This is a genomic window from Mesotoga sp. Brook.08.105.5.1, assembly GCF_002752635.1.
Classification (GTDB): Bacteria; Thermotogota; Thermotogae; order Petrotogales; family Kosmotogaceae; genus Mesotoga.
Window position 1 is genome coordinate 50,438 of sequence record NZ_AYTW01000018.1, and the last position, 10,204, is coordinate 60,641.

The 10,204-nt window shown below is 47.9% G+C and carries 9 protein-coding genes and 1 riboswitch; all 9 genes read right to left on the reverse strand.

The window, feature by feature from the left end; genetic code table 11:
* Window positions 1-119 precede the first annotated feature (119 nt).
* On the reverse strand, window positions 120-1,247 hold the full coding sequence (gene lysA / locus V512_RS08375; RefSeq protein WP_099830038.1) for a diaminopimelate decarboxylase: 1,128 nt from the start codon (window positions 1,245-1,247) through the stop codon (window positions 120-122).
* A gap of 1 nt (window position 1,248) precedes the next feature.
* On the reverse strand, window positions 1,249-2,346 hold the full coding sequence (locus V512_RS08380) for an aminotransferase class III-fold pyridoxal phosphate-dependent enzyme (protein WP_099830039.1): 1,098 nt from the start codon (window positions 2,344-2,346) through the stop codon (window positions 1,249-1,251).
* Between the two features lie 10 nt (window positions 2,347-2,356).
* Window positions 2,357-3,556 (reverse strand): aspartate kinase, encoded by a 1,200-nt coding sequence (locus tag V512_RS14710; RefSeq protein WP_103134215.1) that lies wholly within the window; start codon window positions 3,554-3,556, stop codon window positions 2,357-2,359.
* The gene (dapD, locus tag V512_RS14715) at window positions 3,557-4,264 is read right to left on the reverse strand and encodes a 2,3,4,5-tetrahydropyridine-2,6-dicarboxylate N-acetyltransferase (RefSeq protein ID WP_102819347.1); all 708 of its coding nucleotides are present in this window, start codon (window positions 4,262-4,264) and stop codon (window positions 3,557-3,559) included.
* A complete protein-coding gene (locus V512_RS08390) occupies window positions 4,246-4,896 on the reverse strand; it encodes a dihydrodipicolinate reductase C-terminal domain-containing protein (RefSeq protein ID WP_099830040.1) in 651 nt (216 codons plus the stop codon). Before V512_RS08390 ends, dapD begins: the two co-directional genes overlap by 19 nt.
* Window positions 4,893-5,774, reverse strand: a complete 882-nt coding sequence (gene dapA / locus V512_RS08395; RefSeq protein ID WP_099830041.1) for a 4-hydroxy-tetrahydrodipicolinate synthase — start codon at window positions 5,772-5,774, stop codon at window positions 4,893-4,895. The genes V512_RS08390 and dapA overlap by 4 nt, the downstream gene beginning before the upstream one ends.
* Window positions 5,744-6,457 carry a diaminopimelate epimerase gene (locus V512_RS08400; protein WP_099830042.1) on the reverse strand — a complete coding sequence of 238 codons (714 nt, stop codon included), beginning with the start codon at window positions 6,455-6,457 and terminating at the stop codon, window positions 5,744-5,746. Before V512_RS08400 ends, dapA begins: the two co-directional genes overlap by 31 nt.
* A gap of 1 nt (window position 6,458) precedes the next feature.
* A complete protein-coding gene (locus V512_RS08405; RefSeq protein ID WP_099830043.1) occupies window positions 6,459-7,424 on the reverse strand; it encodes an aspartate-semialdehyde dehydrogenase in 966 nt (321 codons plus the stop codon).
* 79 nt (window positions 7,425-7,503) lie between these two features.
* A riboswitch (Lysine riboswitch) is annotated at window positions 7,504-7,670 on the reverse strand.
* A gap of 148 nt (window positions 7,671-7,818) precedes the next feature.
* Window positions 7,819-9,627, reverse strand: coding sequence for a DUF2207 domain-containing protein (locus V512_RS08410; RefSeq protein WP_099830044.1), 1,809 nt, complete (start codon window positions 9,625-9,627; stop codon window positions 7,819-7,821).
* Window positions 9,628-10,204 lie beyond the last annotated feature (577 nt).

Sequence of the window (10,204 nt, forward strand, 5' to 3'; positions counted from 1 at the left end):
ACTGACTTTTCACTCGCCTTCTCCGTGAGCGTAGCGAACGTCTCGAAAGTGTTTTTTCTCAATTGAGTCGTCGGACGCCAGATGTTATTTCCCTTGTAAGGCTCACGAAGAACGGTTCTTCACAGCTTCACATTTGTGAAGAGTTCTTCTATACTTTGGCGTCTGCGGATAAGTTTGACATAATCACCATCGACGAGTACTTCTGCGGGCAGCGGCATACCATTGTAATTGTTTGCCATAGAAAAGCCGTAGGCACCGGCGTTTTCGAATACGATTGCCGTACCTGGTATAGGCACTTCGAGCTTCCGGCCTCTTGCAAGTATGTCGCCGCTTTCGCAAAGAGGACCGACAACATCGGCAGTTGCCGTCTTCTTGGTGCCGGAGAGGACTATAACGCCGTGATGAGCATCATATAAGGCAGGTCTTATCAGTGCATTCATCCCTGCATCGGTAACGATAAAGATTTTTTCCGAGGGTTTAACACTCACTACTGAAGTCACGAGGTATCCTGCCGGACCGATGATGAATCTACCCAGCTCTGAAATCAGTTTCCCATTGAAGTCAGAGAACATTCCCGAGACGGCCGCCCGCAACTTTTCTATATCAAGCTCTTCGCCTTCATAGTTAATACCCCAGCCCCCGCCGAGATCGATGTGCTTGAAACCGAATTGCTTAGCACATTCGAGAACTTTGGAATAGGCGTCAACAAATGGTTCTACTTCGGTGATTTGAGATCCAATGTGAAGATGTAGGCCATCGATCCTGTCGGCCACCGTCTCGACCTTTTCGATTGGAACTCCGAATTTGTGGGCTTTGAGTCCTGTCGAGATATGTGGGTGAGTGTGCGCGTCAACATCCGGATTGACTCTTAGAAGCTTCACGACATCTATCCCATCCCATAGAGGCAGTTCCTGCAGCGAGTCGACGCAGACAGTGTCAACACCCTGATTTGTGAAATGCACAATATCTCCATGGGTCTTTCCGTTACCATTCCAGAGAATTCGCTTCATGCCGGCCATTTTCGATGCGAGGAGCTCACCTCTTGAAACAACATCCGCACCAATGCCTTCTTCTGCCATTATCTTTAGAAGAGCGGGATTGCTGTTTGCCTTCAACGCAAAGACTATCTCTGCATCCAGCCCCTCGAAAACCCTCTTTGCTTTGTCGATTCTCTTTCTTATCTTTTCTGCATCGTATACATATAGCGGCGTACCGAATTCACCAGCAAGCTTCTGAAAATCAATCATCTCAACCTCCAAAATTCAGCCTTTCCGTTATCTCATCAATCTCTTCAGACCTGATATTAAGCGCTGGCAAAAACCTTACGCTCCCTCCAGTTACATTGAGCAAGACCTTTCTTTCAAAGGCAAGGCCTTTCACCCCGTTAGGGTTTTCGGTCGTGACTCCTATCATTAGACCCTTACCTCGAACTCCCCTGGCCCAAGGAAGACTCTTGAGGTTTTGCATAAGACGCGCTCCATTTATTCTAACACTTTCGAGAAGGGCTGAATTCATTCTAGACACAACTGAGAGCCCTGCTGCAAGGCTGAGAGGGTTCGGAGCAAATGTTGAGCCGTGATCTCCGAGAGAAAACGGTGATAGCTTTCTGAAGACAGTTGCGCCAAGAGGCAGGCCGCCTCCAACGGCTTTTCCCAGTATTACAATATCCGGTTCCAATCCGTAATTCCGATAGCCAAAGTATTCGCCTGTTCTACAAAGGCCTGACTGAATCTCATCGGCGACCACTAGAAAGCCCTTCTCCTTCCTGAGTACTTCAATCGTTTCGATCAGTTCGGAAGGATACAAGTAGACTCCGCTGTTTCCCTGTATCGATTCTACAAAGACGGCGGCGATTTCATTTTCCTTGACCGATTCAGAAAATGCCTCCGCATTCTTGGGAAGAAAGAGGACGTCGGGGAGAAGCGGTTCGAAAGGCCTTCGCAGTATTTCACTATGTGTCAAAGAGAGAGCGCCGATGGTTCGCCCATGAAAGTTACCTTCAAAGGAAATCATTTTCCCCTTTCTCAACTTCCTTACAGCTTTGATCGCAGCTTCTGTGGCCTCGGTGCCGGAGTTTGAAAAATACACCTCGCCGCTGGAGTTGACAAATTTCAGGAGACTCTCACTAAGCTTTTCGGCATCATCGTCGAGAAAGTAGTTTGATGTGTGAGAATACCTTCCCATCTTCCTGGAGACTGCTTCAATCGTTGCTTCATCCGTATGACCGAAAGCGAGTACTCCTATTCCTGCAAATGTGTCGATGAACTCGCCCCTGTCAGTATTGATTCTTATTCCGTGTGCACTCTTTATCTCGAGAGGAAATGGTGAGTATACGTTTGAAAGCATTGTACTCAGCTCACAATTCGAACTCGTCAAGCAACGCCTTCAGGGCTGTGCTTGCCTGTAATTTCGGTACGAGAACGGAGATCTTTATTTCAGACGTAGTAGTCGCGATTATCCTGACCCCAGCCTTCTGGAGTGCAAGGAAGAAACGGGCGGCTACCCCTGCGCTCGATTTCATGCCGACGCCAACCGTAGATATCTTCGCAACATCTTCATCTATTGCGAGTTCCCAGTTGTCGATATCTACAAGGACGTTTTCTATAGTCCTCTTTATCGCCGCCGGACTGGCCGAGAGAACAGTAAATACAAGGTGTATATGTTCGTTGTCATTCACAATAGATATCATGTCAACGTTGAAATTCGAACCTGCAACGGCCTGAAAGATCTTGCTGACAACATCCGTATTTCCGGGCAATTTGTTTATCGTTATCTTCAGCTGGTTTGTGTCTATCGTAGCACCCGTTACGACAGGCTGTTCCAGCCATTCGGGAAGCCTGCTCACTACTCTGGTTCCTCCTTCTTCGTTGAATGACGACAGGCAAAGGATCTCAACGTTGTACTTCTTTGCTATCTCCACCGATCTCGAGTGAAGGACTCTTGCCCCTAGAGCCGCCATTTCCAGCATTTCGTCATATGTAATGAATTGGAGCTTTCTCGCATCTTTGTGAACCTTGGGATCGCAGGTATAGACTCCGGCGACATCGCTGAATATCTCACATGAGACCCCAGCCTTTGCAGCAATCGCGACAGCAGAAGTATCCGATCCTCCCCGCCCGAGGGTAGTAAGATTCCCATCGCGATCGACACCTTGAAAACCTGTAACGACTATCACATCATAGTTCTCAAGTTCTGCATACATCTTTTCGAGGTTAAGATCTGCGATTCTTGCGTTGCTGAAATCTCCAACGGTGCTTATATCAAGCTGCATTGCGTTGTGCGAGATCGAACGGACACCCATACTAAGAAGAGCTATAGAAAGAAGCGCCGCCGAAACCTGTTCTCCTGTCGCAAGAAGCATCGCAAGCTCCCTCTCATCAGGGACAGGAGTCAGGCTTTCGGCTATGGAAATCAGATCATTGGTTGTCTTTCCCATAGCCGAAACAACAACGATCATCTTTTCGCCGTCATCTACTCGTTTCTTTATTCTTGTTGCAACGTTCATTATTCTCTCTGCATTGGCGACAGAAGAGCCTCCATACTTCTGGACAATCATCTAGCTCTCCCGAATCTCGCGCAGCTCTTTGACGAGGCTGGTTTTACTCGCAGTTTTCTCGTCGAACTGCTTTATCACCCTCGCCGGCATTCCGGCCACAACCGAACGCGGGGGTACATCTTTAGTCACAACCGCTCCCGCTGCAATCACCGAGTGCTCTCCTATCCTTATGCCTTCTAGAACGACCGCATTTGCTCCGACCAGTACGTTATCTTCTATGATTACAGGCGTAGCGCTTGGTGGCTCGACAATTCCGGCAATTACGGCACCGGCTCCTATATGACAGTTGGCACCGATTATCGCACGACCTCCGACAACTACGTTCATGTCTATCATTGTTTCACGACCGATGACAGCTCCAACGTTAATTACGGCTCCCATCATTATCACTGCGTTGTCTCCGATCTCGACCGTTTCTCGGATTATTGCACCTGGTTCTATCCTTGCACGATAATTTTCGAGTTCAGCCAGTGGAAGAGCAGAGTTTCTTGCCCTCACCTCGAGATAGTGAGAGGTTATCTTTTCGGAGTTCGTTTCAAGTATTTCTCTTATCTCTTTCAGGTCACCAAAGATGATGCCGAAATGCCTTCCTCCAATGAACGTGGTGTTTCCAGATCTGAAACCTTCGAGATCACCGCAAAGGTAGCAAACAGAAGGCGTCTTCTTCTTGGAGTCTTTTATCATTTTTATTATCGTTTCTGCATCCATCTGACAACCTCCTCATAGGAGTAGAAACCGTTTTCCCTCTCAGCGCAGAACATTGCAGCCTTCAGTGCACCTATAGCGAAGACTTTGCGAGAGATGACCCTGTGGCTTATCTCTATAACCTCTCCCTCGTTGGCAAAAAACACTGTGTGGTCTCCGGGGATGCCTCCCGTCCGTACAGAATGGATAGGCAGATCCCTCCCTACGGATTCCTTAAGCATGATAGCGGTACCGGAAGGAGCGTCTTTCTTCGCGCTGTGATGGACTTCAATTATCTCTGCTTCAAATTCCTCCAGCAGAGATGAATACTCTTTCAAGATCATTCTCAGTAGGTTTATACCGGTGGAGAAATTGAAACTCTGAACTACCGGGACCTTTTCTGCGAGCCTTCTAAGATCGACAATGTCTGACTGGTTTAGAGCAGTCGTTCCTGTAACGATTCCTGCACCGAATTGATAAGCCATCTCAATTGCGGTCTTCAAAGCTTCGCGATTCGAAAAATCTATTATGATTTCGGGTTCCCCGTGCCTGAATATACCGGTGTCACTAACCTCAAGAGCGAGGTCATGTCCTTTGAAAGTTTCAATGATCTCCTTTCCCATTCTTCCAGAAGAGCCGATTAGTCCATATCTCACAGCACACCACTCTCTTTCATAGCACGTTCCACAACCTTTCGATTCGTGTCGGACAACTCATTGAGAGGAAGGCGAAGTTCGTTTGCGCAATAACCCATTAGGCTTAGCGCATATTTGACGGGTATGGGGTTCGACTCCACAAACAATGCCTTCATGATCGGAAGTAGCTCGAGATGTAAGTCTTTGGCAGTCTTTAGGTCTTCAAGTAGAATGGATCGAATCATCGTTGAAGTCTTCCAGGGTGCGATGTTGGAGATTACCGATATTACACCGTCTCCACCGCTGCAACAGAGGTGAAAGGCCTGATCATCATTTCCCGACAAAACTTTGAACGTGGACTCCCTTTCCTTGAGACTTGAGATAAGATAATCCACCTGATACTGATCTCCGCTTGCTTCCTTTACTCCAACTATATTAGCGAACTCGAGGCACCTCAAGATAGTATCCGGAAGCATGCTGGCTCCGGTTCTTCCGGGAACGTTGTAGATGATTATCGGCCCCTGCACGCGCGTGGCGATCTCTCCGTAATGCCTGTAAAGACCTTCCTGAGTGGGCTTGTTGTAGTAGGGAACAACAACGAGCACACCATCGGCACCATCGTCGAACGCCTTCATCGACAGTTCGATACTCTTCGTAGTCGAATTCGTTCCGGTTCCTACGATAACAGGTATAAGCCCATTCGCTTCCTGCACCGCTATCTTTATCAGCTGAGAGCGTTCGGAATCACCTATCGTCGGAGATTCACCGGTTGTGCCAAGTACTACAAGCGCATCTACCTCGTTTTCCATTTGGAATTGAAGAAATCTTCTGAAGGCCTCGTAATCTACGTTACCGTTCTTAAAGGGCGTTATAACTGCAGTTCCAGTTCCTCTGAACATTTCTCTACACCTCCTCCCAGATATGCGGCACCGTCTCTGAAGGTTACAGTGAGAAGTCCTCCGTTGGCCTGCAAAGCGACCTTGTTATGGCCTGTCTTTCTCGAGTATACCCACGCAACTGAAGTAGCCCCGCTTCCGCAGGCACCCGTCTCTCTTTCGACACCTCGTTCAAAAGTGCGAACTCTTAGATTTCCGGCCTCGATAACGCTATATATGTTAACATTTGAATCATACAGATGTCTGAGTGGAAGAAGAGCACCCCAATCTATGGCTTCTGTGCTGCCTTCCATTACGAGATGAGGAACGCCCACAACTAATATCTCCCCGCGATACTTCTCCTCTTCAAAGGAACCAAGAAAGCGGGGTGGGGGCATCTTCACTGAGACCACGTCTTCCACCAGCCCTGAAATTACCCCTGCATGTGACGAGAATTCAACTGACCCAGAGTTTTCTTTCTCGTGAATGAAATGAACATAGGTTCTTGCTCCATTTCCACAAAAGGCGGCTCTAAGACCGTCACGGTTGAAGTAATCCATGAAGCCGCTTTCCACGAAGATCGCACCATCGCTCTCACCAACATACTTGAGAACGAGCAGACGCTTTTCCTCTTCACTTAAACTTATGTTTCTCGAATCGACTACGAGAAACTTGTTTCCAGTTGCCGAGTAATATGCCCCTTTCATGTCAAGCGCCTCCTATGTGGGTTTTCAGAATCCTAACGGCATTCGTAGCGGCTCCTACCCGGATGTTGTCCGCCACGTTCCAGAGTAGGAAACGATTGCTGTCGAAGCTTCTGAGTCTCGAAACATGGACGAGATCGGAGCCCGCTATTTCGAGCGGAGTGATATGCTCCTCGGAGTAAACTACATGATCAGAACGCTCGATAGTCTCGCGGAGTTCTGTAAGTGAAAATGGTCTGATAGTCTCGCAGAAAACTGATTCAGAATGGCCATGAATAACTGGTACCCTCACCGTTGTAGGCCAAACGGAAATCGAATCGTCTCCGAAGATCTTTCTCGTTTCATTAACCATCTTCACCTCTTCTGAAGAAAACCGGGAATCGAGCAGATCGCCGATCACCGGCACAACATTTCTGTGTATCTGTCTCACAAACACAGAAGGAGTGACTTCTCCTCGTTCCTGATCCTCCAACTCTGCGATTCCCTTGTTCCCCGCCCCCGAAACCGCCTGATATGTGGATACAACAATAGTCCTAATTCCGTAATTCTTATAAACCCCGCTTAGCGAAATAACCATCTGAATGGTTGAGCAGTTTGGATTGGCGATGATTCCCCTGTAGCCTTCGATAAGATGCCCATTGATCTCGGGTACAACAAGCGGAATCTCTTGATTTGCCCTGAAGGCCGAAGAATTGTCTATTACGACTGTTCCCTTTCTTGAGGCAATGGGAGCGAAGCTTTTCGAAACGGATGCCCCAGCCGAAAACAGAGCGTAATCATATCCTTTGTCAAATGAATCTTCGCGAAGCTCTTTGACCTCAAGTCTCGCACCTGCAAAATCTAGATTCTTTCCGGCGCTGCGTCTGGAAGCGAAGAGGTCGATCATTGCCGAAGCCAATCCCTCCTCCTCAAGTTTCTTCAACATCATTCGGCCCACTTCCCCGGTAGCGCCTACTATAGCGAGTCGCACTTAACCACCTCCTGAAAAAGAAAAAGTGCTCCCGAAGAAAACGGGAACACTTCAATGGTTTGAAATAATGTCTTATTCCAAACCCACCGGCTCTCCACGCAATCTTCGTGACAGTCATACAGGTCTTTCCTGTATGCCCAGAAGTCGGTCGCTGGGGCTTCCGCCTTCTTCGGCACCCTCGCCTTTCGATCCGTTCCAATCCCCTGATGAACGTCTACTGATCTTGGGTGCTCCTCCGTTGGGTAACTTCCGATTGATTATATCACGGTGCTCTCGAGACCAACTCGCCCTTTGAAAACATAAGGTTAATTGATCATCTCAATTGAACTTCGCTACTGAACCTCATCTAGCACCAGCTTACTGTAGCCGAGGAGCGCTGACGATATTCGGGCTGCTAGAAGCCTCCGGTTCCGCCTCCACCGCCTCCACCGCCAGAGCCACCGCCGCTGAATCCACCTCCTCCGCCGGAACCACTGCTTGAAGCAGAAGAGGCCGCCCTTGTTACTCCTGTGAAGGAGCTCACGGCATATGCTGTAACGGGATAGTACATGTATGGATGTCTGCTCTGTTCTCTCCAGACATCCTCAGGCACGATCTTGTTTAGATTCTTCCTTACGGTGTCCGCTATGCCGAGTGCGGTTGCGTACACCAGATACTCCTCCCAGAGGATTATTGACTCGGGTGGTTTCTCATTCAGGAGGGAGTAGTCTTCTAAATACTTCTTCAGACCAAGCCATCTTAGATAGAAGAGCCTTCCCTCTTTTGTCCATCTTCCGAAAACGTCTTTCGGCAGGAATATGATGACCCAGCTAACCGTCCAGATCACTCCGTAGAATGCGAGTGAAAAGAGACGCATGGGGGCAAGGTCAGGTTTTGAATAGAAAACAAGAAGGAGCACACATACAACGAGCATCAGGAATGAGTATCCGTTTACTATTGACTTGCCCTTCAAATCTATAAGATGCATTTTACGTACCGTATCGTTGACCTTGCTCTTGTATTTCGAGAATTCGCTTGTGAAAACACGCGCCTTGGACTGCTTCTTCGTCACTTCTTTTTTAACATCGTTGAAGTTAAAAACATCATCCTTGTCGTATTTATCAATGAATTTCAGGAAGGCCGCTTCGGTCGGTCTTAGTTTTGTGTCGTCTCGATTCTTTATTACAATTCCCTCTACCTTGTCTCCCTTCCCCTTCTGAAAATCGATGTATTCCTTTCTGTACAGCTCCATAATCGTGGAGCCAATTCCGTCGTTGTCGACAAACCCGGCTAAGTTCTTGACGGCAGCGTTGATTACGTCTGGAGCATCACCCGTCGGAAGCTCTCTCTCATACTCGGCGAAGTAGCCGATATCTATTTCCTTCCCATGCTTTCTATGAGTCCTAATAAGGACGAACGGAGTGAGCAAGCCGATTACAATCGGGATTATCCACTTTCCAAAGAGGACAACTAGACTAACTTCCCTTTCTGCTTCATCGATGAATTTCCTATCAAATGCTCCACCAAGAGCTATATTCCTCATATTCATTGCATTTGCTTGTTCCTTTGGAATGACTGCCCTAAACTCAACATACGTCATCGGTGGTATATTCGTTGCTTTCAGATCGAAAGTATTTCCACTACGATTGACTTCGACAGGCGGATGCGTGAAGAAGTCAAGAATATCTAGATTCTGAGGAAACACAATCTTCGCGGTAATCTCTCCTACCCAGCTTGCTGTATCTTCACCCCATACCTTTCTGAAAATCTGGGCAATGTCAGTGCCTATCTCCACGGCTCTTCGAATACTGTATTTGTAAGTGACGCTTACTCTCTCTTCTCCCTTGACTGGGGTAACGCTCGAAGAATTGTAAGGAACGAACCATACCCTAACTGATCGTGACGACTCGCTGCCCATAGACTCAATATACTTGATCTCTTTGCCAACAGCTGTTACCTCAATTGAGCTATACAGACTTCCGGCTCTGTCTGCAGGAAGCTCTCTATACACTCCTCTATAAGCTTTGTTGAACACGTAGTCTATGGTCTCCGTTACCGTAAGCAGACCGTTCTGATCAATCTCCATCAAGACATTTACTTTTTCTACCGACGTTATTGCTGAGAAAGACTCTCCAATTCCATCGCTGAAGATGAACACTGCTACTCCCCAGCTAATCAGGCCCAGAACAATTCCAGCAATGACTCTGACGACTATCTTCTTCACTTACTGCCACCTCCCCCTTATTGCATTTTACACTATCGTACCTAGAAAAAATGGAATGAGCCAGTCTGCTGGCGCAGGCAAAGAGCCGCTGATCGCTTAAGAACGGAGACCCGCTGTACGCTGTAAAGAGCCCAGGCCCAGAAAACCGTCTCGGGACGCAAGGCTGGGCTAAGAGCGGTTGTTGGTCGTACGTGGTTGGTGGTTGGTCAAGATCAAAGAGCTAGAACCCCTATCACGCAAAGAATGACGAAATCCAGTTTATCAGAACCAGCTCACTTCGTCATCCTCGTGCTTCTTGGCCAGGATCTCGATCTTTGAAACAGTTGCAAGTGACAAGTGCGAGTTGAATAAGAAAGGGTTATCCGTTATCGGTTCGCCGTTCTCCGAGCAGAGCTTCAAGACTTATCAAGCTCTTTGGATGATGATCTTAGGTCCTCGCTTGAGGGAGGAGGGCCACGAAGTGGCGGAGGTGTCTGTTTCAAAGAAGAGCATGGAGAGCACAAGAGGAGGAGAGAGTACGAGAAACAGGGGAGAGGGAGTTCTCGCCTTCTCGTGAGAGTATGTAAAAAAGATTGTG

Excerpts from the sequence above, each read along its gene's own strand:
- V512_RS08400 (WP_099830042.1), bottom strand. The coding sequence starts at position 6,457 with ATGAAAGGGGCATATTACTCGGCAACTGGAAACAAGTTTCTCGTAGTC.
- lysA (WP_099830038.1), bottom strand. The coding sequence starts at position 1,247 with ATGATTGATTTTCAGAAGCTTGCTGGTGAATTCGGTACGCCGCTATAT.
- dapD (WP_102819347.1), bottom strand. The coding sequence starts at position 4,264 with ATGGATGCAGAAACGATAATAAAAATGATAAAAGACTCCAAGAAGAAG.
- V512_RS14710 (WP_103134215.1), bottom strand. The coding sequence starts at position 3,556 with ATGATTGTCCAGAAGTATGGAGGCTCTTCTGTCGCCAATGCAGAGAGA.
- V512_RS08380 (WP_099830039.1), bottom strand. The coding sequence starts at position 2,346 with ATGCTTTCAAACGTATACTCACCATTTCCTCTCGAGATAAAGAGTGCA.
- dapA (WP_099830041.1), bottom strand. The coding sequence starts at position 5,774 with ATGTTCAGAGGAACTGGAACTGCAGTTATAACGCCCTTTAAGAACGGT.